The following is a 21,544-nucleotide window of genomic DNA, read 5'->3' as shown; positions in this document are numbered from 1 at the left end:
GTTAAACAAGATCATATGATACATTATAAAGCGAATGATAGGTTGAAGCCAAACGTCCTGGTTGTGGGCATTGCTGCTACCTCATACCCCTGTGCTGCTGCCGTGGGCGCAAAAGCGGTTTCCGGTGTTATGCCCATTTCTTTCATTAAGGGATCTCGTTTCAGATAAAACAAATTCCTTCCGACCACCGACAGCTTAATATGCTGAAAGGGCGTACTTTTCAAAAATCCAGGCCGGAACGCATAACCGAGCGTTAGTTCACGCAAAGCGAGGTAGTCTGCATCCATGATCATTTCTTCACCCACATTCCCCCACGCGCGTTGCCCATAATAGTTTTCAGGCGTCAGCACGATGTCGCTTTGCTTATACGTACCATCTTCCTGCAAAATGACACCATCATTGATCAGGTTTTCCCGATCGTTGGTGAATACACCTGTTCCTTTGGCGTGCTGATGATATCGGCTGAATGAAAACACCTGACCCCCAATTCTTATATCCAATAAACCGCTTAACGACACTCCTCTATAATTAAAGGTACTCGTTAATCCGCCCAGAAAATCAGGCTGTATATTCCCGAGCACAACCTGTTCTGCCGCACGCTGAGCGACACCCGTCTCGCTAAGCAAGAGGCGTCCATCGTCCGTGCGGAGATACGGGAATCCGACGATATTGCCATAAGCTTCGCCAACCCGGGCTTCAATCCGGCCATTTGCATTTTCGATCAGCACGTGCGTCGAAATATTTGGAGCGAGCGAAACGACCTGTGACCGGTTCCTGGATAAGTTCAGTGAAAGGTCCCAGCGGAAACCGCCTACTTCTACGGGTGTCCCATTAAGCAGCAGTTCCACGCCATGGTTCTTTATCTCACCGGCATTGATGACGCGGGTAGCGTAACCCGTAGCCATCGATACCTGGACCGGCAGAATCTGGTTTTTGGTCGATTGTGTATAATAGGTGAAATCGATTCCTAACCGGTTCTTGAAGAACCGTAATTCGGTACCGGCCTCGAAGCCGGTCGTCAGCTCATTCTTCAAATCAAGGAGCGGTACCTGACTGCGGAGGGTAGCATAAGGCAATCCCGGCCCATATCCAACCATGTCAAGTGCGTATCCGCCGGTCGTTTGGAAAGGCACCGCGTCGTTACCCGCCTGCGCGACAGAGAGCCGAATCTTACCGAACGATAATATCGGGTTGTTGCGCATGCCTAGCGCGTCTGTAAAAACGAAACTTGTTGCAATGGATGGATAGAAAAATGAGTTGCTGTTTAGCCCCAAGGTAGAGGACCAGTCGTTCCGACCGGTGACATCCAGGAACAAATAGTCTTTATAGCCAACCTGTCCTGCGAAGTATACGGAATTCATCTGTTTCCGACTCAATGAGTTCCGAGGCCTTACAATCTGGGCATTGCTGATGTGATACACGTAAGGTATATTGAGATTCTCCCCGCTCAATCCTACAACCTCCTGTTTACGGTTTAAGTGATTCGCACCCACAGAGAAGTACCCTTTGAAATCTTCCGATAGGTCACCGTTTGCCGTCAGCAACACGTCAAAATTTTCCTCCTTTACATGCCAGGTGGCATTGTCTACCGTTCCAGGCATCAAGGCGGCAGGCGGCGAATAGGTCCCTTTCCGATCAAATCGGACATCGGTATAAAAATCCGTTCCGGCACGTGCCTGCAAGCTTAACCAACTCGTGAAGGCGTACCTACCCATGAGCATACCGATAACCCGGTCCCGTTTATCATCATTCTGGAATTCGTTCACCAGCCAATAAGGGTTATACGGCGTTCCCGATTTCCAGTTAACCATGGTTCCATCTTCCTTCTTATAGTCTTTGAGCCAGTTTAGGTCGACAAATCGTGGTGTCAGATAAAGACTGTAAGCTGGATTCTGGGTGGTTATACCGGTCGCTTGCCGATTCTCGCCGCCCTGTCGGATATAGTTCAATTTACCTTCGACGAAAAGTTTATCGGTGATGTTCGATGTCGCTCTTAAATTGAAAGTCTGCCGCTGCAGTTTGTTATTGGGTATAATTCCGGTATTCCGCATGTCCGAAACCGATAACCGAAAGGAATTCTTATCTCCCCCGCCTGAAACGGCAATCGTATTCGTCCATGTCTTTCCGGTGTCGAAAAAATCCCGGATGTTATCGGCAGGCTGTGGCGAGTAGGGCCTGGGGCTCCATTCCGGCATATAGGTAAACATGATCAGCTGGCCATCCAGCGGGCCCCCAAACTGGTCGCCATTTCCCGTCTGGGCGGGATAGCTCGTACCTTCATACTCCATAGATCCAAAGCTATTGGTACCACCATACCCAACACCCCACCTATCCTGCATCGTCGGGATGACATTGATGGTTTCCATCACAAAATTGGAATTGAATTCGACGCCAAGGCCTTTCCGGCCTCTACCGCTTTTGGTGGTAATTAAAATGACACCATTTGCTCCGCGTGCACCATAAAGTGCTGCGCCAGCGGGGCCTTTCAGCACAGACATTTCCGCAACGTCATCGGGATTTATGTTATTAATACCATCGCCATAATCCTTACCTCCGAAGATACCGGCCTGATCCAGCGTTTGATTATCAATAGGCACACCGTCTACCACATACAGGGGTTGATTTTCGCCGGCAATAGAGCTGCTGCCTCGGATCACCACAAACGATGATGAACCAGCCCCACCCGTTGTAGCATTTACGTGTACACCCGCAACCTTACCCTTCAGGGAATTGGCGATATTTGATTCCCGGGCTTCCGTAACGGTCGACAGGTCGACTTCCTGAATGGAATAACCTAATGCTTTCTTTTCCCGTTCGATACCAAGCGCCGTCACCAATACTTCCCCGATTTCGGTAGCGCCCTCCTGCAGTTCCACATGGATTACCGTGCGGTTATTGATGGGCACGTGCTGCGTGACAAAGCCCACATACGACACCACCAACACACCGCTGCCGGATGCCGCTGTTATCGAATAGGTTCCGTCTTGGTTCGTCTGCACGGCGGTCGACGTGCCCGCAACCTGTATGGAGGCACCAACAACCGGTTGGCCATTTGCCGTAACGCGACCAGAAATCGCCTGCTGTGCGCTTCCATAAAGCGAAAAGCAACAGGCAATTAGCGTTACCGTCCATAATTTGTTGAGTAGTTTCATTTTCATTTCATAATAGTTTTACGTGTAAAACATGGTTAATTGATTGTCTAACGTGTTAACGGAATAGTGTATGGTTAATAATCGGGTAAGGGTGAAGTGAAATAGGCTTCGATTTGCGCGGCGGTCGGTTGCTTCAAGGGCCGTACGATCCGAAAGCCCACAAATGACGCATCCGTCAACCACCAATCGCTCTTGGGAATCTGGGGGTCACGTTGTTTCCATTCGGGCCGCGATTGTCCGCGGGCAGCGGAACGCAATGCCGGTGCTGGCGCTTCCCAATGCCCACCACGCACCGCGTGCGGATAAAGTCGGGTAGCCTTCGCCCACGGATTTTTGGTGTCGGATCGGGTACGGTAAAAATCGGCCACGTATTGGTCCAGTGTCCATTCGGCCACATTGCCATGCATGTCGTGCAATCCCCAAGCGTTTGGCTTTCGCGTGCCCACTGTATGGTATTTCCCGCCGCTGTTTCCCAGGTACCAAGCGTAGGCGCCCAGTTGGCTCGCATCCGACCCAAAACCATAGGCGGTCTGGGTGCCGGCCCTGCAGGCGTATTCCCACTCCGCCTCGGTGGGAAGCCGGTGGAATTTACCGGTCTTTGCTGTCAACCATTTGCAATAAGCCATTGCCGCATATTGGGTCATATTCACCGCTGGAAATCCACTTTTCCCCATGCCGAAACTCATGTCCATGAAGGGTGGCGTGGGGCGCGTTACGCCGTCAACTAGCGGGCGTGTCGCATCGGGTACCTTGCTAGCGGTCGCCTGCTTTTCCAATTCAGCATAGACAAACAGTTCATATTCATCCCACGTGACCTCACATTTCCCCATCCAGAATGCGTCGACTGTCACCGTTCCTGTCGGTCCTTCGTCGGCGTTCCTTCCGTTTTCGGAGGCGGGGCTTCCCATTTGGAACGTACCCTTTGGGATCGCTACCATGTCAAAGGTGACCGTTGTGCCGGGAATGGTTGCCACGTACGATTCCATCCCCTGAAAAGAGGGGTACCCAACGGAAAGCAAGGCGGAAAACGTGAGCTGAATAAGGGTAACGACAGTTATCATTTTAAATACATTTGCTCCGGTTTGACGATACGTTCGTAAAAAAAGTCCCGATAAGCGGTCAGCTTATCCAGATAGTTTTCGAGTCCCAAAAGCTGTTCGTCATAGATGTGGTAGGTCAGGTCGGGCGTCCGGTTGGCAAAATGGCGGGCACGGTCTTGCTGGAAGAAAAATTTCTTTTCATCCGTATCCATACCTTTGGGCAAACGCGTTTTTTCCCAAACGTTAACCAAGTAATCAAATACTTCTTTGCGTCTTTCTAACTGATCGCTCACCGTAGCTCGCGCTTGATCCAAGTAATAAAGGGTTGAATCGAGATCGAGGAACCGTTGTTGGTGTGCCTTGGTAATCGAATGTTCAAGGGAAGACAGGTCGAGGTACGTTTTTGCGGTATGTTCAATCAGCTTCGCGATGGATGTGAATACCTCAAAATCGTATTTATTATCAATATCAGCGGCTCGGTTATTTTTGCAAATCTGCAACGCGCGCTCCATTTTCCCGAGAAATTCATTCGCCAGGGTTACCCGATGCGCATACTCCGTGTTCCAATAGGGGTTGTATTCCAGTACGTCCGTCCGCGGCAGGTCGGGAATATGGGTTTTCCCGATTTCGCCGTGGTGCCAGACATTGCGCTCAAAGCTTTCCATATAGAAATAGGCGCCTTCATTGAGGAGCGAGAAAAGCTCTTCCATATCCGTAACGTCATCTCCGTAGTAATTTCTAAAGTACTTTGTGGTAAATTCGGCCAGTGACTGATCGGATCGTGCGTTCCATGAGAACTCTGCGGCGGTAATAAAACGCAGCATCCACGTTTGGTTGTGAAGGCCGGAATCGTCCCACGACGTACAGATCATGCCATCAAACACGTTCTCGCCCAAACGCGAACGGAAGAAATCATAGGAGTGTTCCAAACTGCCTTCGATAACCTGCGGATTATTGCGCATGGCTCCCTTTTTTCGGTGAAAATAAGGTACAAAAAGACATTCGATTCCCGCATTCGGGTCATACGCAAAGAGCTGAAAACCCAGCGCCTTCGCCTGCCGTGCGTATTTCAGTTCCGGCGTTTCATAGCCGTAGGCTTCTGTTAATACAATTCCCTCGTGTGGCGTGACTTTGTACCGCGGCGGTAGTTCCTGGCCCACCCCCTCGTCGGTCGTCACGTCCCGCGTCCAGCCCATCGGTCGTTCCCAAACCATCACCTCGCGTCCCGTTTTCTGCAAACGCCGGGCGCTTTTTTCTACAAACAGGTGATACAGGCCATTCCGCCCGATTTCCTTTGCTTTTTCGCGCGTTGTGGGGCCTTTCCCCAATTCAAAGGTTTCGTCCGAGCCTATGTGGATGTACCGGGAACCCGGAGTGGCTTCCATCGCATCGGCCCAAAGATCGAACAGCAATTCATAAGACCCTTCATTCAGCGGGTCGAATTCCCAATTGGAGGCAGGAATCTCCCGCAGGTGCGCGTATTGCGGCCACTTCAGGATGAAGCTGACATGGCCCAACCCCTGCACCAACGGCACGATCTGGACGTGGTAGTTCTGCGCGTACCGGGTAATCTCCTGCATCTCTTGCATTGTGAACGCTCCGGGGGCCCCGACTTCGGGATGGCTGGGATAAGCAAATTTGTCTTCCCATTCCCACACCAACAGGTTTATCTTGTATTTAGCCAAATCACGAATAAACCCTTCGACGTATTCACGTGTGTCCTGATGGTGTTTAGTGTCATAATGGACGGCCCGATGGGTGGTGTGCGGCCAGTCCTTGATGGCCATGCCCTGTACAAAGGGAGACGCGCCATCGCCCGATTGAATGAGTTGGCAAAGCGTCTGTACGCCGTAAAACAAACCCGGTTCACCCGAAGCGCTAACGGTTATGCCCTTGCTCGTCACATGCAATTGATAACCTTGATTCCCATGCTTCCTTTCTGCACCTCTTTTCGTCAATACGATATGTGCGCGGCGCCGATCCGTTGTCAATTCCGTGCGGATGTTCCAGCGATCGCTCAATTGACGCCGTAGCTCGCTGGTGGCGAACTTGTCCTTTTCACTTGCATCGCGATCGATCGTAATCATTAGCGGATTGGGAAGATCAAACGTTTCCCCGGTAAGCTGAACGTCCTGCGGATAGGGAATCAAGGTAATGCCGGCTTTATACAGCGGCGTATCTCCTCGTGCTGGTGAAGGGAAGGACACATACAAAACAAAAAGCAACACAGGTGAGATTACATCGATAAGTCTTTTCAAATAGCTCCAATTCACACAACGGTTTCTTTTCATAATTTGCTTTTTCTATTGACCAGCGAATATTAATCGAATATTCAATAATCAAATATAGATAAAATCTTTTGTTTTAACCAAAAGATTATTTATTTTTCTTTCGTAACCTTTGTTTTTTCGAATTGTATCGATTACGAAAGCAAATAGCCTTTCATGAGGGTGCACCGCGAATCCTCGTGATAGGTGAAAAAGGCAACAAAAATAAACGACGCTTTACGGTTATGGAAGGTGGGTGCAGCGATAATCAAAGAGCGAATATCGGTTTACGGTTTTTCCATTTTCCCCGCGTAAAGTCAGGAATCTTAATCGGGGCAGATCCCTGGGCGATGGATTGCTCCGATAAGGGTCCGATGACCGACCATGCCGCGGCATCGTAGACATCCATTGGTGGTACTGCCTGTTCTCGGATGGCATCCACAAATTCTTTGATCACAAAATAGTCGATACCGTCATGCCCTGTCTTCTCGGCTTCGGCTCCGAATTCTTTCCACAGGCGGTGGTCATATTGTGCGAGGTAGGACTCAAAAGATTCCCATTTGTGATCCTCCGATTCGTGTTCAATGTAAATCTCATTGGGTTCGTACTCGTTTTTATACCGCCATATTCCCTTCGTACCCTGCACGGTATATCCAAGGGAGTACGGACGGGGCAAATTCGTATCATGAGTTAGGGTAATGGTTTCACCGTTGACACATTTGATCATCGTACGCACCACATCGCCTAGCTTGAAAACTACATTGGCATTCGGGTGGTCTTTTCCGCCATTGTCAACGATGTAATTATGGAGCCCGCTGCTTTTGGTGGCCATGGAAACTAGGTGGTCGAACTGATTTCCCCGGTTGATATCTACCATTTCCGCCATCGGCCCCAGCCCATGGGTAGGATATAGGTCGCCATTACGCGCTACTGCGTGTTGGGTGCGCCAGCGTGCTTCGCTGAAGCCCTTGTCGCCGAATTCGACGCCACCGCCATACGGTTGCTTTCCGTTATTAAATTTGACGTGCCGCAGATCATGCAAATATCCGCCTTCCAGTTGGACGACTTCACCCAGTCTGCCTTGCCTAACCATATTCAGGACGGCCAAGATATCCCGCCGATAGCATGCATTCTCAAGGATCATGCAATGGCTTCCCGTCGATTCGTGTGCATTCACCAGCTCCCAGGTTTCCTCCACGGTGATTGACGCGGGCACTTCGAGACCAGCATATTTCCCGGCTTTCATTACGGCCACGGCCATCGGCACATGCCATTCCCAGGGAGTCGATATAATGATGCCATCTAAATCATCGCGGCGGACGAGGTGTTCGAAATCGTGCTCGCCGCTGGTGTAGCTTTTCGCTTCCGGCAACCCGGCTTTCTGCAGGATACGCTGGGTCTCCGCAACGGCGTCCTTGTCAATGTCGCATATGGCGGGTATGACCACGCCGGGAATCATCAAGGCACTTGCTACATGAGCCCGCCCACGTAACCCCACACCAATAAAGCCTAACCGGATTTTTTTAGCAGGCCGGCCGTGGGTAAACTGGGGTGAAAGCAATGCGGCGCCAGCAAATGCCATTGCGCCGTGTTTAATAAATGTTCGTCTTGGAATATGTTTCATTAGAAAATAATTATTGATCTATTGTCTGTTTTTTTCATGGATGATCTATTTCATCGGCATTCAAGCTGCCTTCGGCGGTTAGTTGCATCAGTGAATGCTTCGCAGTTTGTTCTTAATGGCCTAATGGAACCTGCATTTTCATCGGCTTTTGTGCCAGCCGCTGACAGGGCAGCTTTCTTTTTATCTTTTTTGTTTCTACGTTGTTTCCCCCTTTATCAATGATCCTCTAGCTTTTGCTGCAGCAGCGAAAGGACTGCCGCACTCATGGTTTTCACGCCTGTGGGTATGCTTGGATCAGGCACCGGAACATACAACGACCCGTGCAACGGCGGCAATGTCATTTGCCCGGCTGCTGCTGCGGTCACATGGTCCGGGTGTACGGTACCCAATGAATAAATCATCGTGGGTATGGGCGGCTGCTCCCGGCCATACCGCGCAAAATCCTCACCCACCAATTCCCGGGAAAGTTCACGGACGTGTTGTTCACCTAGCGTTTGGCGAAATACAGCTGCCATTTGTTCGGTCAGCTTCGGGTCGTTGTACATGGAAGGGAAGGATTCGCCTTCGTGCTTGATGTGTGGATATTCTTCCGGGGTCAGTCCCGCCGCATGCGCCTCGCCATCAGCAACCCGTTTGATCGCGCGTAGCAAATGCTCCCGAATATGGTCTTCAAATGTCCGGACGGTGAGTGAAATCTCCACTTCACTGGGGATGATGTTGCTGCGCGAGCCGCCGTGAATGGAGCCCACACTGATTACCGCCGGTTCGGTCGGCGCTATCTCCCGGCTGATGATCGATTGGAGCGACAACACGATCTTTGACGTCAACACGATCGGATCAATGGTCTGTTGCGGGGCGGCCCCATGCCCCCCTCGTCCCTTCACGGTGATCGTTAGGTTATCAATGCTCGCTAAAAACATACCCGCATGATACCCCACGGTACCCGCGGGTAATACCGAGCTGACATGGAGTGCGAGTGCGTAGTCCGGTCTTGGAAATCGCGTAAACAGTCCGTCGGCAAGCATCGATTTGGCACCGACGCCATTCTCTTCGGCAGGCTGTGCAACAAAAACGACGGTGCCACGCCATTGGTCCCGAAGCTTCGAAACAACCGAAGCGGTCCCTTTCCATACCGTCATGTGAACGTCGTGCCCACAAGCATGCATGACACCGGGCACGTTGCTGATGTAAGGAACCTCCGTAAGCTCTGTAATGGGAAGCGCATCCATATCTGTTCGTACCAAGACAACCGGTCCGCCGCCATTTTTCATCATCCCTACCACGCCATATCCACCTACCCGCTCCGTGACGTCGAAACCCAGCGCACGAAGCTCATCGGCCAGCACCCGTGAGGTCTCCTTTTCCTGTTCCGAGAGCTCCGGGTGTTGATGCAGCTGCTGGTATAACGCAATCAGTTCCGGAGTTTCCGCGTGGACGATTTCTGCAATTCCACTGGATTGGGGTTGGGCTGCTGCAGGCAGGCAAAAAATCATTGCCGTAACCAAGCAACGGAAGTATATGTCGATGTGAGGTGTCATAATGCTCAATCTAACGGCTTGATGAATACGTTAGCGAATTGAAAGCGGTTGTCATTCCAATGATCATCTTGAAGTGCAATGGGGCCCGCGGGCGCAATGCCAGGGAGTACGGCCTGGTCAATCACCACTTGGCCATTCAATTCCACGGTTATGCGATCACCGACCATGGTGATGATAAACCGATTCCATTCCCCGACTGGCTTATCGGCTTTTACCGTGGGTGTAACGCCAGCGCGGACCTCTGCCGGAAGATTCCTATCCACCCGGTATCCGTAGATTTCACCGGAACCGATGTACCGATTCCCGATGTTGATCTGGTTTTTCGAATGCCCCCGCAGGTAAATGCCGGTATCGCCGAAATAGGGCAAATCTACGGTCTTTGCAGAGCCATCTTCGTTGAGCGCCGGTTCACCGCTAGGCAGGATGACCGGTGCTGGCATGGTTTCCGGTTCGCGCGTAAACCGTACGTCAGCGATGAGCATAAAGTCCATGAATGAGGTTTTGCTCCACAGGCACTTGTCCTTTTCCTCACTTTTACCGTCATAATCGATCAGCCAATCCCTTGCCACCCAATGTCCCCTATGTCCAGGTTTGAGCTCCCAGTGGTCCAGTTGCTCCCCAGAAAACAGGGTAGTCCAGCCAGTACCGGCTGCGGCAACCTGGTTGGCTGTTGGATGATGGGTAGGCAAGCGGTCAACCTTGATGTTGCGATAGGCGATGGTGGGTCCGGTAGCCGCAAACGCGATGTGTCCCTTCCGTGGCATCGCAGCTGTTCCACGGGCAATTTCTTTTCCATTGACTGAAACCACAATCGTTCCACCCAGGCTTTCCAAGCGGTAGCTATTCCACAAACCACCCAGAATAATGTTGCCTGCAAAGCGGCGGGGTTTGATCGATGCACCACCTGTCGCAGCGAGCCCGGCACCCAATGCCGGACCTTTGATGCCACGCGGAAACGGACTACCCACGGCGGGAAGGGCATCACTATGGATAAATAGTTCGGGAAGATCCCGTCCGTTTACTGAAAACCATTCAAAATCAAGAATGTAGTTCTCATACATCTCGTCAGTTCGCAGATAACCTGTGGGAGATCCTGAGCAATATAACGCATGTTCTTTAACGACCCAAGTGTCTCTAGCGGTATTGACATTGGTCCATCCCGCCAGGTTACGGCCGTTGAACAGCCCCTCGGATTTGGTGTTCGTCCGCAATTGCCCGGCCAACGCCGGGGTGAACGCCACGGACGTCAACGCGGTGGCCACCGATAAGATGAATGTTGTCTTCATAAAGTAGGGGATTGACCGGGGATCGGAATCGGGTAGCGACCTTCGTTATCCGGCAGGGTGGGTGGAGCAGCATCCCACGCGAATGTTTCCGGAAGGATGGACAGTTCCGAGTTAAGGGCGTCTTCCCACTCGATCAGCATTCCCGAATGTGCTGCCATCCGACCTAAAATGGTCGTCATCGTGCTCATCGCGGCCCATTCCGTGTCGTTCATGGGGGTGTCTTCCCGAATAGCTGCAAAAAACTGGTCGTGTTGCAGTTGGTAGGAATTCGCGCGACTTTCACTGCGCCACCGTCCGTTTCCCCCTAAGTCGCTTATGGTCTTAGCAGCCGCATCCGCTCGTCCTTCGGTACCGATAAACGTAGCGCCACCGCGGTTCCATGTGCCGGCAATGCTGCGGATCTGACTGTTCAGCTTCGTACCGTCAGCGTATTCGTATTCGATGAAAAAATTATCAAAGATGTCGCCGTACCCCGGCGCATAGGAGCCACTGCGCCCACCCATTCCTTGGGCCCTTACGGGGTAACTTTCTTTTACCCAATTGACGATATCGGTGTTATGGATCTGCAATGCAGCCGGCGACCCCGCCCAAAGCCAATTGAAATACCGCCAGTTACGCATCTGGTATTCCATCTCGGTTTGTCCGGGTAGACGGTCCACATGCCGTACCGGACCGATTAAATAATAGTCGGTTGCTGAAACAATTTCGCCGATTTGCCCGTCCTGCAATCGCTCTTTCAGCTCAATGAATGCGGGGTCGTATCGGTTTTGCAACCCTACGGATACCTTTAGGTTTTTCCGGCTGGCTGCCTCCCCGGTGGCTAACACCTGCCGGATGCCCGGGGCATCTGAGGCAAGCGGTTTCTCCATAAACGTATGCTTCCCCGCCGCTACCACGGCGTCGAAATGCAATGGACGGAAGGCAGGGGGAGTCGCTAAAATCACCACATCTGCCAAAGCGATCGCTTCCTTGTACCCGTCAAAGCCAACAAACATGTGGCTTTCCGGTACCCGTACGGCATCCTTAATGTCTGTAATTTTAAGTAGCGTGCTGTGGGTCGTCGCTAGCTGATCGGCGAAAGCGTCGGCCATAGCCACTAACTGGACGCGCTTGTCGGCCCGTAATGCATTGACTATAGCACCCGCACCGCGACTGCCACACCCGACAAGTGCGATTTTGAGGATGTCGCTACCCGTCAGATGGGCGCTGGCCCGTACCGCGGGGGTGCCCAACAAGGTTGCGCCTGCCAGGGCGGCGGAATTTTTTAAGAATGTCCTTCGGGATGAGGAGAAGTTGTCAGTATTCATCGAAACTTATTTGTTAGTGCTTAATCGGGCCAATGCGTTTGGCAGCAATGACCAAATGACTGTATTGTACATAGTTATGATGCCCTATCGGACTTTTCGTGTCATAAAATTCAAACTTCACGTTGTTCACGTTAAGGCTGGAACGGGCGGCATCACGCCACATAAATCCGTCGAACGGGTCTCCGCCGGTAGCGTGGGTAAATCGGTCACGGTTCCAACTACCTGTTGGGCTACCCGGTTTCCAATGGCCCATTTCCTGCCCATCGTGCCAGACCTGTAGTTCGCCGTCGTGTTTGCCGGGCGTATTCAACTTGACCATGAGTTCCACACAGATCCACCGGTCATAGTCGACGGATTTCCTGCCGGCATTGTTGATCAGGTAATTGCCATAGCATTGGTCGCCCGCTGCGTTTGACGCCCGCATCTCGGGCCAATAAATATACGTTTCCATTTCACCCGCTTGCCCGGTAATTGGTTCGTACGACACGTTGAACCGAGTGGGAAGATCACATACGCCTGCGGTTCCATACGGCCAATCAGACGGCGGATCGTAACCACCGATGCGGACACTGACGTGGTGGAAGTTGTTTCGAGAAGCTTGTGGGTACTTTACATAATAGCGGAGAAAAACGGTGCCGTCAAAACCTGGAGCGAACCGCTTATACAGATGGCCCCCGTCTGTTGTGCCCCCGTTGTTGGTGATGCGGATAGACTTACCGATAAGACTCCCCTCAGGCGCATCCGCTTCTAAAGACATATCCGTTGCGTTTTTGACATCGGTATAACGGGTAAGTACATCCGCCAAGTCGCCTTTGAATAGTTCCGCAAAGAGCACATGGGGGTCGGTTTCGATGCCTGTATCATTCGGATATTGGTCGGCGAGCAGCGAGTCGGCTATCACATCCCCCCGATCGTCGTTGGTCCGTGTACAACCCGTTGGCACACCCATATAGCTGATGACCAGCAACAGCACAGTACACGATCTTAAGCGGCCTAACCTCTTTTTCATAATTCAGTAACTTTGCGAAAGCTCACTAAAACAAAAGTAAAAGTAAGAAAAAAATTTTTCAAAACATTTATTTATTAAAAAAAAGAAAGGATAAGTGTGTTAATTAGGGGGAGCTAAAGAAAGAATAAGCGGTTGATGAGCTTCGATTTCATCAACCGCTGCGGTTTCCTATAGGAAGGTAAAAGGATCGTAGGGAACGGGGCAAACGAGGCGCTAAGAAGCGATAACCACTTCGATCCCGGCGTTTTCCAGTTTCCGCCGATCCTCCATCGGAATACCTTCATCCGTGACGACGACGTCAATCTCAGAAATCGAGGCGATAAAAGCCAGGCTTCGCTTGTTGAATTTGCTTGAATCGGTTACGACGATTACTTTTTTGGAAATGGCAATCATAATCCGGTTGAGGTGGGCTTCTTCGACGTTTGGCGTGGAGAGCCCAAAGTCGGCACTGATCCCATCTACTGCCAGGAAAAGCTTGTCACAAAAGTAATTTTTAAGGCTATCTTCGGCTCCGGCACCCACTAAAGACAGGGAATTTTTCCTTAAAAACCCACCGGGCACAATAACGGCCACGTGTTCATGGTCGGCCAGTTGATTCACGACGTTAAGTGCATTCGTAATGACCGTTAATCCAGCAACACGCAGGTTTTTGGTAATCTCCAATGTCGTGGTACCCGAATCAAGGATAATCGTGTCTCCATCCTCAATAAGCTCGGCAGCCGCTTTCCCAATACGGGATTTCTCCTCGTAATGATGCCTGTTCTTATCAGATAGCGTAAAATCTGCGCTCACACGGTCCACTTTAATTGCTCCACCCCGCGCCCTGATCAGCATATTTTTTTGCTCTAGCCGCGCGAGGTCGTTCCGAATGGTCACTTCGGTTACGCCAAGCTCCTTACTAAGGGAAATGACATCGACTTGCCCGTCCTGATCTAGCTTCTCAAGGATGATTACCCTACGTTGTACCGTTGATTTCTTATTTTTTATGCTCATGAAGATACTGCAATTTTCAAATACTTTCGAAAGTTAACGATAAATTTTTAACGCTGCAATTCAATTTGGATGCGTGTACACGTGACCCCGTACCTTGCACAATTGAGCTCGGTCAGTCACGGTCAAGACCTAATAGCTTCAATGCATTCAAACGGTATACTTTTTCCAATACGCCTTTATCGAGTCCGTAGCCATTCATTGACCAATGATACGTCGAAATTTTATGATCATAGAAGTGTTCATCTTCCGTTTCGAGAATCCGGATGGTGGTCTTGTACATTTCTTCGTCGACCCCCATGTCTGTGCCGTACACGATACGGTCTGCATACCTTTTATAGAATTTTGCAGTTGTTCGGGGTATGACCGATGTTTCTCCGTACTGCGCGGCGTTGTCTACGTAAAGGTTTGGAAACCGATCAAGCAGTACGGCTAGCGATGCCAAATCATGGGAAAGATTAGCGTAGTGGCACGCAATAAAAGTGACTCGCGGGTTTTCCCCGACCACATTCGCCAGTACCTCCATCATGCCGGCATGATCCAAGATCGCTTCTTTATTGTCAAGACGCCATTTAAACGCATTCATTAATCCGTCATTCAGCGAGTCCATGGGTTGGTACATCCAGATCGGATCTGCCACATGTATACTCACCGGCAAATTCAGTTCGGCACATTTATCCAGCAATGGTTTCATCCGAGCATCATCCGGATGCATACCCAAGGCCTTTTGCGGCTTGGAGTACATTTCGCCCCAGCCTTTGTCGCCAAGCTCGCCCACGCCCTTTGCTCCCATCGCTACGCACCTTTCAAGCTCTTTGATCGCCGCGGGGCCAAAGTCGGCTTGATCGTATCCCGTATAATCGAATCCGCAAAACAAGATAAACCGGTCGCTATATTTGGAGTACACATTCACCAGTGAATCAAATCCCTTGCCGGTCTGGCCTGTGAGCAGGACGGTCTTCGCGATGCCAAGCCTATCCATTGTCATTACCCATTCATCAATGCCTTCAGGCGTTCTCGGATAGGCATGCGAGTGCATATCGATCACGGGAAAAGCCGCTCGCTCGATGGGTGTTTCCGCGGTTTTGTGGAGGGATCGGGGCTTAAAATCTTTCAGCAACAGGCTTGTCGCCTTTTCGTTCTGCCCGGATGTTCCGTCGTCGGACGTTTGGCGGTCAGAAGTGCAGGCAAGCATCATGACACTAAATGCTAACAGCAGGTGTTTACTTTCCATAACGATTTTAGTATTGGTTTTTACTTATTAAATAAATTAGCGCTCCGTGACCACCGCTGCTTCGATCAATTCTTCGTAAAACAACGACAAATCCATGCCTGCGGCACGTACTTGCTTTGGAATGAAACTATGGTCGGTCTGGCCAGGAATGGTGTTAATTTCAATAAAATAGAACTTTCCGGTTTTATCTTCAAGGAAGAAATCAACCCGTACCATGCCTTTACAAGCCAAGCGCTTGTATACCGCAATCACCACCTCTTCCACCAGGCTGCGCTGGAAAGGACTCAACATTGCAGGTGTCATATCTGGGGATATTTTCGACAGATACTTTGCTTCGTAGTCAAAAAAACCATCGGCTACCATCACCTCGGTAATGGGCAGTACAACCGTCTTATTGCCTCGTTTAAAAACCCCTACGGAGAATTCCCTACCTGTCACAAACTCCTCCACAAGAATCTGGCTACCCGCATTTTTCGTGCTGAATGCACGGTCTAATGCTGCTGGCAATTCGTCCCGCGACTTCACTTTGCTCATACCAATGCTGCTGCCGCCGCAGTTGGGTTTTACAAAATACGGCAAGCTAAGCCGCTCGGTGACCAACTGTTCTGCCACGTCCCTTTCCGACGAGTCTATTTGAACAGATTTAGCCACAAACAGGTTATCGATATCGGCGATTACCGCTTTGGTGTACGCTTTATTCATGGTAATGGCGGATGTTGCCGCATCACAAGATGTATAGGGGATACCCAATAACTCCAGGTATGCCTGAAAGCAACCGTTCTCTCCCGGAATGCCATGAAGCATGATGAAAGCAACGTCAAAATGAACGATCTCATGACGTAACCGGAGGGTAAAATCGGCACGATTTACGGGGTGTACAGCAAGGGTGTCGTCCATATACACCCACCGGCCCTCGGAGACGACTATTTTATACACGTCATACTTTGTGTCGTCGAGTTGGCCGATCACGAAATCAGCGCTCAATAAGGAGATGGCAAATTCATCTGTGTGGCCTCCCGTAACCAATGCAATTCTTTTTTTCTGCATACAAGGCGTTTTATCAGCTTATCAAATTAGTTAGTTTATCAAAGATCAACACTGCAAACAAACGAAAAATAAATACAAAACCAAACTAAAGCAAGGAAAAATAAAAAATATCAATAAATATAAAAGGAAATAAAAATTTATATATTTGCGTTTGAAACGTTAAACGTATTTAGGAATGGATAAGGAGCGTATGACCGCTGAAACGACAAAAGAGAGGAAAACGTGGCTCGGAATGGATGAAGTGCAGTTACAGGAAGCCGGTGGAACTTTTACTGCCAAAGAGATTACACAGCAACCGCTATTATGGAAAAATACCTGGGCGCTCGTCAACAAAAGCAAAGCAGCCTTGCAGGCCTTTCTTAACGACATATATACGATTACGGATATGGAAGTCGTCTTGACCGGAGCGGGTACGTCTGCCTATATCGGAAGTATATTACGCGACCCTTTTCAGAAAAGTTCACGTAAGAATACATGGGCCGCACCTACCACCGACCTGGTATCCCATCCCCATCACTACTTCCAACCCGATCGCACGTTACTACTCGTTTCCTTCGCACGCTCAGGAAACAGCCCCGAAAGCGTCGCCGCTATCAACCTGGCCAACGCGATATGTAAAAAGGCGTTTCACCTCATCATTACCTGTAATCCCGAAGGCGACCTGGCCCGCATGGGGGACCGGCCCGACTGCTTCGTTTTTCATTTGCCAGAGGAAACGAATGATCGGGGCTTGGCGATGACAAGCAGTTTTACGTGCATGTTATTAGCCGGACTCCTCATCACCCGCATAGACCGGATCAACCGCTACGCGGAAACGGTTTCACGTCTTGCAGATTACGGTGATCGCATCATCACCCGTTACACTCAACCGCTGAAAGACATGGCATCGCTTGATTTTAACCGCGCCCTCTTCTTGGGCTCGGGGCCCCTGCAAGATGCCGCACAGGAATCACAGTTGAAATTACAGGAGCTTACAGACGGCAAAGTGATTTGCAAACACGATTCATTTTTGGGATTGAGGCATGGACCCAAAGTGGTCATCGACCATAAAACTCTGATATTTTTCTTGTACTCCAATGAGGACTACGTACACTTATACGAGGCTGACTTGGTCAAATCCATCTTAGCTACTGAAAAAGGAATTGGACAGGTCGGTATCAGCGAGTTTCCAGACAACGATCTACAAGCCACACTGGCTATCTCCTTTTCCGAGTACGAAGAAAAAATAGAAGAGGACTTTCTATCCGTTTGCAGTGTCCTCCCTGCCCAGATCCTGGCTTTCTTTAAATCGGTTAATCTGGGGCTCAAGCCAGATGCTCCATCGGCAAACGATACGATTACCCGAGTCGTACAAGGCGTCACGATTTATCCATACCGCGCAGATCATATCCATTCATTTAACCGCTTATAAAGTAATGACTATATTTAGGGTCACATCATACAAACAACATGCTCAGCCCACTTAGCGCCCCCAAACCACCCAAACGTATGGAAAACAACTACGATGTCATTGTCGTTGGCGAACTGAATGTCGATCTCATCCTGAATCATATCAGCACCTTCCCACAAATAGGCAAGGAAGTATTAGCACGCGATATGCAGATGACACTGGGGAGTTCTTCTGCTATTTTCGCCAGCAACCTCAGTACATTGGGAGCAAAAGTGCTCTTCAAAGGGGCAACGGGAAACGATATGTTCGGAGATTTTGTGATAAGCGAATTATCGGAACGCGGAGTTGATACCTCCGCCATTGTACGGAACAGGCAATTAAAAACGGGTGCTACCGTGGCGATTAATATCGAAGATGACAGAGCGATGGTTACGCATCCAGGCGCAATGGAACACTATAGCGCCGAGGATGTCGACGTCGCTTTACTAAGCCGTGCGAAACATCTTCATATCTCGTCCGTGTTTTTGCAACCTGCTTTGAAACACAACCTCCTCACCCTTCTTAGCAAAGCAAAGTCCTGCAACCTGACAACCTCTCTTGATACACAATGGGACCCCGCCGAAAAATGGGAACTGGATCTCCCCAACGTATTACCGCTGGTCGACGTTTTCCTCCCCAATGAGGCCGAAATAAAATGCCTTACTCATCAACCTACCGTTGAAAGTGCGCTTAATCAAATCGGCAGATATGCGAATACGGTTGTCGTAAAATTGGGCGTACACGGATCGATATCCTACTACAAAGGCACACCGAACAACATACCTCCTTTTTTAAATAACGCTGTAGTTGACGCCATCGGTGCGGGAGATAGTTTTAATGCAGGATTTATCTATCGGTATCTTTCGGGAGCTCCCATCAATGATTGCCAACGGTTTGGCAACGTTATGGGCGCCCTCTCCACTACAGCACCCGGGGGAACCGGCGCATTTACCAGCCGGGCGGCCATTATGAAAAAAGCAAAAGACCACTTCAACTATACAGAAAATGACGTTAAAAGATAAGCTGCAAGAGCTTCATTCATCAAGAGGCTGTTTACTGGCCACTAATTTTTATAACTTTGAAACACTTGCCGGCATAATTGCCTCAGCATCCCTGCTGCAGCAACCCATTATCCTTCAGGTAACCAAAGCATCTATTGACTATTTGAGCTTACCCATGGTAGTGGGTATGGCTAAGGCAGCTTTTGCAGGCCACGAAGCGGGTGGCTGGCTCCACCTCGATCATGCGGAATCCTATGATTTAATCGCACGCTGCCTCGATGCAGGGTTCGACTCGGTCATGATCGATTACAGCGAACAGCCATTCGATGAAAATGTTGCAATGACAACAAAAATCGTAAAGCTTGCGGAACAATATAATGCTAACGTAGAAGCTGAACTGGGGTATGTTGCCAAGCTTGGACAGTCAAAAGAAAAACTAGGTTTTACCGAGCCCGAAGAAGCGAAACGTTTCGTTAGCGAGACGGGCGTACATGCGTTGGCAGTAGCAATCGGTTCAGCCCATGGTTTTTACAAAGCCACACCAAAACTCGATCTCGAGCGCTTGAGTGCAATTAAAGAAGCGACACAAATTCCATTAGTACTCCACGGCGGGTCAGGTATTCCAGCAAACACCTTGCGAGAATCAATACGCCGAGGAATATGTAAAATAAATCTAGCCACTGAGATCAAAGATACTTTTATGCGTAATTTGCACCGGCTTCTGGCGGAAAACAACGAAATTGACTTACGAAAAGTATTTCCTCCCGCTATCCAAGCCGTTTCAGCATTGGTGAAAGAAAAACTTGGAACCGTTAGCAGAAACTAGCAGATTACCAAACAACTCTTTAAGTTACCAGAGAATCCGAAAAGAAATGACAACACAGAGCCAAGATTTTTATTCCACCGAAGATTTTCCATCCGTACCCAAATACGATGTTCATACGCATGCGAACATTCCCGGTGAAAGACTCATAGATTTTTCGAAATCCAACAATTTTAAGCTGCTGAGTATAAACCTCATTGCCCCCGGATTCCCATCCTTGGATGAGCAATTGTCCATCAGTGCAAAACACTTGCATAACCACCCCGCCGATTTTGCATTTGCATACAATTTCCCGGTCGACGATTGGGAAGAGGAGGACTGGCCAACGATGACTACCGCTCGCATCGAGCACGCACGTGCGAAGGGCGCAGTGGCCGTAAAAGTCTGGAAAAATATCGGCATGGAACTACGTAACACATCGGGACAGTTCGTAATGATTGACCATCCGAAGTTCGATCCGGTCATCGCGTATTTGGTTCGTCACGATATCCCCCTCATCGGCCATTTGGGTGAACCCAGAAACTGCTGGCTCCCCCTTGAAGAAATGACCGTCAGCAGTGACCGAAGCTACTTCGAAGCCTACCCCCAATATCATATGTTTCTACACCCATCGTATCCCTCTTACGACGAGCAGATACGTGCCCGGGACCGTCTGCTGGAAAAATTCCCGGAACTTCGTTTCGTGGGAGCCCACTTAGCCAGCCTGGAATGGAGTGTCGACGAATTGGCGGGGCGGCTGGATCGCTATCCGAACATGATGGTGGATACCGCGGAACGCATATGCCACCTCCAGCACCAAGCGGTCACGGAGTGGCGCAAGGTCCATGATTTTTTTATTACCTACCAAGACCGAATCATGTACGGGACCGATATTGTTGACGATGGGAACGAGAACGATGAAAGCTTTCAGAAGCGGATAAACGCGATCCGACAAAGACACTGGCAGTTTTTCACTACAGCAGATGAGATGGAAGCCCCTAAAGTAAGCGGAATGTTTCGTGGACTGCACTTGCCACGCAATGTGGTCGACAAAATATATCGCACCAACGCAGAAAAGACATTCTTTTCACGTTGAACTCCAAATCGAGACCCCTTGGTTTTGAGGATTTTTTTAATGTTATTTGTTGGCTATGGGTTCCTCACGTACCGACGATTTACTACTGGGCTTCCGCCAGGGGGACCTAGAAGCATTGCGGGGTGTGGTGGGCCGATATTCGCGCGAAATCCATTATTTTGCGATAAAGCTACTCAAGGATCGCGAAACGGCGGAAGAAATAGTAGACGACTGCTTCCTGAAAGCTTGGAATGTGCGCCAACGGTTCCAATCGTCAGCCGACATCAAGGCGTTTTTGTATGTGGTAGCACGCAACGCATGTCTCGATCATATCAAATCTCCGCGCAGCCGCATACTCGAAAGAATCGATGAACATACCGACAACGTGGCAAGCAACGAAAATATCGAAGCACAACTGATCTACACCGAATTAATAAGTACCATATACAATGAAGTAAAAAAACTCCCAAAGAAGCAACGACAAGTTTTCCTACTCAGTTACTTCGACGGTCTTTCAACGCAAGAAATAGCCGAACGGATGACTATATCACGAAATGCCGTATTTATCAATAAACATGAGGCCATAAAGGCCATACGTCGAGTCTTTCAGGGAAAAGACATCCTTCTGTATATCCTATTTTTGCATTACGTGGAAGGCATCCATTAATTTTCAAAAATTTTTATCTTTTTTCCAAAGATCTTCACCAACATTCTCGTTGTCCTATTTAGTGGGCTCTTTTGCC

16 protein-coding genes are annotated in these 21,544 nt (G+C 49.7%); 5 read left to right on the top strand and 11 right to left on the bottom strand.

What is annotated here, in order from left to right; genetic code table 11:
* Positions 1-23: 23 nt before the first annotated feature.
* The 11 genes from BMZ56_RS11920 to BMZ56_RS11870 form a co-directional block, all read right to left on the bottom strand.
* A complete protein-coding gene (locus tag BMZ56_RS11920; protein ID WP_090626849.1) occupies positions 24-3,158 on the bottom strand; it encodes a SusC/RagA family TonB-linked outer membrane protein in 3,135 nt (1,044 codons plus the stop codon).
* A 68-nt stretch (positions 3,159-3,226) separates the two neighbouring features.
* The gene (locus tag BMZ56_RS11915) at positions 3,227-4,213 is read right to left on the bottom strand and encodes a formylglycine-generating enzyme family protein (protein WP_090626847.1); all 987 of its coding nucleotides are present in this window, start codon (positions 4,211-4,213) and stop codon (positions 3,227-3,229) included.
* Positions 4,210-6,483: a glycoside hydrolase family 20 zincin-like fold domain-containing protein gene (locus BMZ56_RS11910; protein ID WP_090626846.1), complete on the bottom strand. Its 2,274-nt coding sequence runs from the start codon at positions 6,481-6,483 to the stop codon at positions 4,210-4,212. The genes BMZ56_RS11915 and BMZ56_RS11910 overlap by 4 nt, the downstream gene beginning before the upstream one ends.
* A gap of 244 nt (positions 6,484-6,727) precedes the next feature.
* Positions 6,728-8,083 (bottom strand): Gfo/Idh/MocA family protein, encoded by a 1,356-nt coding sequence (locus BMZ56_RS11905; protein WP_090626844.1) that lies wholly within the window; start codon positions 8,081-8,083, stop codon positions 6,728-6,730.
* A gap of 215 nt (positions 8,084-8,298) precedes the next feature.
* Positions 8,299-9,621, bottom strand: a complete 1,323-nt coding sequence (locus BMZ56_RS11900) for a M20 metallopeptidase family protein (RefSeq protein WP_090626842.1) — start codon at positions 9,619-9,621, stop codon at positions 8,299-8,301.
* A 5-nt stretch (positions 9,622-9,626) separates the two neighbouring features.
* The gene (locus tag BMZ56_RS11895) at positions 9,627-10,907 is read right to left on the bottom strand and encodes a 3-keto-disaccharide hydrolase (RefSeq protein WP_090626841.1); all 1,281 of its coding nucleotides are present in this window, start codon (positions 10,905-10,907) and stop codon (positions 9,627-9,629) included.
* Positions 10,904-12,214: a Gfo/Idh/MocA family oxidoreductase gene (locus tag BMZ56_RS11890; protein WP_090626839.1), complete on the bottom strand. Its 1,311-nt coding sequence runs from the start codon at positions 12,212-12,214 to the stop codon at positions 10,904-10,906. The genes BMZ56_RS11895 and BMZ56_RS11890 overlap by 4 nt, the downstream gene beginning before the upstream one ends.
* Before the next feature lie 13 nt (positions 12,215-12,227).
* Positions 12,228-13,223, bottom strand: coding sequence for a polysaccharide lyase (locus tag BMZ56_RS11885; protein WP_090626837.1), 996 nt, complete (start codon positions 13,221-13,223; stop codon positions 12,228-12,230).
* A 213-nt stretch (positions 13,224-13,436) separates the two neighbouring features.
* Positions 13,437-14,216: a transcriptional repressor AgaR gene (agaR, locus tag BMZ56_RS11880; RefSeq protein WP_090626836.1), complete on the bottom strand. Its 780-nt coding sequence runs from the start codon at positions 14,214-14,216 to the stop codon at positions 13,437-13,439.
* A 112-nt stretch (positions 14,217-14,328) separates the two neighbouring features.
* Entirely contained in the window at positions 14,329-15,447 is a 1,119-nt protein-coding gene (locus BMZ56_RS11875) for an amidohydrolase family protein (RefSeq protein WP_090626834.1), read from the bottom strand.
* A 36-nt stretch (positions 15,448-15,483) separates the two neighbouring features.
* Entirely contained in the window at positions 15,484-16,494 is a 1,011-nt protein-coding gene (locus tag BMZ56_RS11870; RefSeq protein WP_090626833.1) for a D-alanine--D-alanine ligase family protein, read from the bottom strand.
* A 175-nt stretch (positions 16,495-16,669) separates the two neighbouring features.
* Here BMZ56_RS11870 and BMZ56_RS11865 point away from each other — a divergent pair, with 175 nt between their 5' ends.
* The 5 genes from BMZ56_RS11865 (at position 16,670) to BMZ56_RS11845 (ending at position 21,468) form a co-directional block, all read left to right on the top strand.
* Positions 16,670-17,905 carry an SIS domain-containing protein gene (locus BMZ56_RS11865; protein WP_218146549.1) on the top strand — a complete coding sequence of 412 codons (1,236 nt, stop codon included), beginning with the start codon at positions 16,670-16,672 and terminating at the stop codon, positions 17,903-17,905.
* A gap of 77 nt (positions 17,906-17,982) precedes the next feature.
* Positions 17,983-18,945: a carbohydrate kinase family protein gene (locus BMZ56_RS11860; protein WP_090626831.1), complete on the top strand. Its 963-nt coding sequence runs from the start codon at positions 17,983-17,985 to the stop codon at positions 18,943-18,945.
* Entirely contained in the window at positions 18,929-19,750 is an 822-nt protein-coding gene (locus BMZ56_RS11855; protein ID WP_090626829.1) for a class II fructose-bisphosphate aldolase, read from the top strand. The genes BMZ56_RS11860 and BMZ56_RS11855 overlap by 17 nt, the downstream gene beginning before the upstream one ends.
* 46 nt (positions 19,751-19,796) lie before the next feature.
* Complete coding sequence (locus BMZ56_RS11850; RefSeq protein WP_090626828.1) at positions 19,797-20,822, top strand: amidohydrolase family protein; 1,026 nt, start codon at positions 19,797-19,799, stop codon at positions 20,820-20,822.
* A gap of 55 nt (positions 20,823-20,877) precedes the next feature.
* A complete protein-coding gene (locus BMZ56_RS11845; RefSeq protein ID WP_090626826.1) occupies positions 20,878-21,468 on the top strand; it encodes an RNA polymerase sigma factor in 591 nt (196 codons plus the stop codon).
* Positions 21,469-21,544 lie beyond the last annotated feature (76 nt).

The organism is Parapedobacter indicus (assembly GCF_900113765.1).
GTDB lineage: Bacteria > Bacteroidota > Bacteroidia > Sphingobacteriales > Sphingobacteriaceae > Parapedobacter > Parapedobacter indicus.
Note: the sequence above shows the minus strand (reverse complement) of the source record. Positions and strands in the feature narration are given on the sequence as shown.

Excerpts from the sequence above, each read along its gene's own strand:
- BMZ56_RS11920 (WP_090626849.1), bottom strand. The coding sequence starts at position 3,158 with ATGAAAATGAAACTACTCAACAAATTATGGACGGTAACGCTAATTGCC.
- BMZ56_RS11915 (WP_090626847.1), bottom strand. The coding sequence starts at position 4,213 with ATGATAACTGTCGTTACCCTTATTCAGCTCACGTTTTCCGCCTTGCTT.
- BMZ56_RS11910 (WP_090626846.1), bottom strand. The coding sequence starts at position 6,483 with ATGAAAAGAAACCGTTGTGTGAATTGGAGCTATTTGAAAAGACTTATC.
- BMZ56_RS11905 (WP_090626844.1), bottom strand. The coding sequence starts at position 8,083 with ATGAAACATATTCCAAGACGAACATTTATTAAACACGGCGCAATGGCA.
- BMZ56_RS11900 (WP_090626842.1), bottom strand. The coding sequence starts at position 9,621 with ATGACACCTCACATCGACATATACTTCCGTTGCTTGGTTACGGCAATG.
- BMZ56_RS11895 (WP_090626841.1), bottom strand. The coding sequence starts at position 10,907 with ATGAAGACAACATTCATCTTATCGGTGGCCACCGCGTTGACGTCCGTG.
- BMZ56_RS11890 (WP_090626839.1), bottom strand. The coding sequence starts at position 12,214 with ATGAATACTGACAACTTCTCCTCATCCCGAAGGACATTCTTAAAAAAT.
- BMZ56_RS11885 (WP_090626837.1), bottom strand. The coding sequence starts at position 13,223 with ATGAAAAAGAGGTTAGGCCGCTTAAGATCGTGTACTGTGCTGTTGCTG.
- agaR (WP_090626836.1), bottom strand. The coding sequence starts at position 14,216 with ATGAGCATAAAAAATAAGAAATCAACGGTACAACGTAGGGTAATCATC.
- BMZ56_RS11875 (WP_090626834.1), bottom strand. The coding sequence starts at position 15,447 with ATGGAAAGTAAACACCTGCTGTTAGCATTTAGTGTCATGATGCTTGCC.
- BMZ56_RS11870 (WP_090626833.1), bottom strand. The coding sequence starts at position 16,494 with ATGCAGAAAAAAAGAATTGCATTGGTTACGGGAGGCCACACAGATGAA.
- BMZ56_RS11865 (WP_218146549.1), top strand. The coding sequence starts at position 16,670 with ATGGATAAGGAGCGTATGACCGCTGAAACGACAAAAGAGAGGAAAACG.
- BMZ56_RS11860 (WP_090626831.1), top strand. The coding sequence starts at position 17,983 with ATGGAAAACAACTACGATGTCATTGTCGTTGGCGAACTGAATGTCGAT.
- BMZ56_RS11855 (WP_090626829.1), top strand. The coding sequence starts at position 18,929 with ATGACGTTAAAAGATAAGCTGCAAGAGCTTCATTCATCAAGAGGCTGT.
- BMZ56_RS11850 (WP_090626828.1), top strand. The coding sequence starts at position 19,797 with ATGACAACACAGAGCCAAGATTTTTATTCCACCGAAGATTTTCCATCC.
- BMZ56_RS11845 (WP_090626826.1), top strand. The coding sequence starts at position 20,878 with ATGGGTTCCTCACGTACCGACGATTTACTACTGGGCTTCCGCCAGGGG.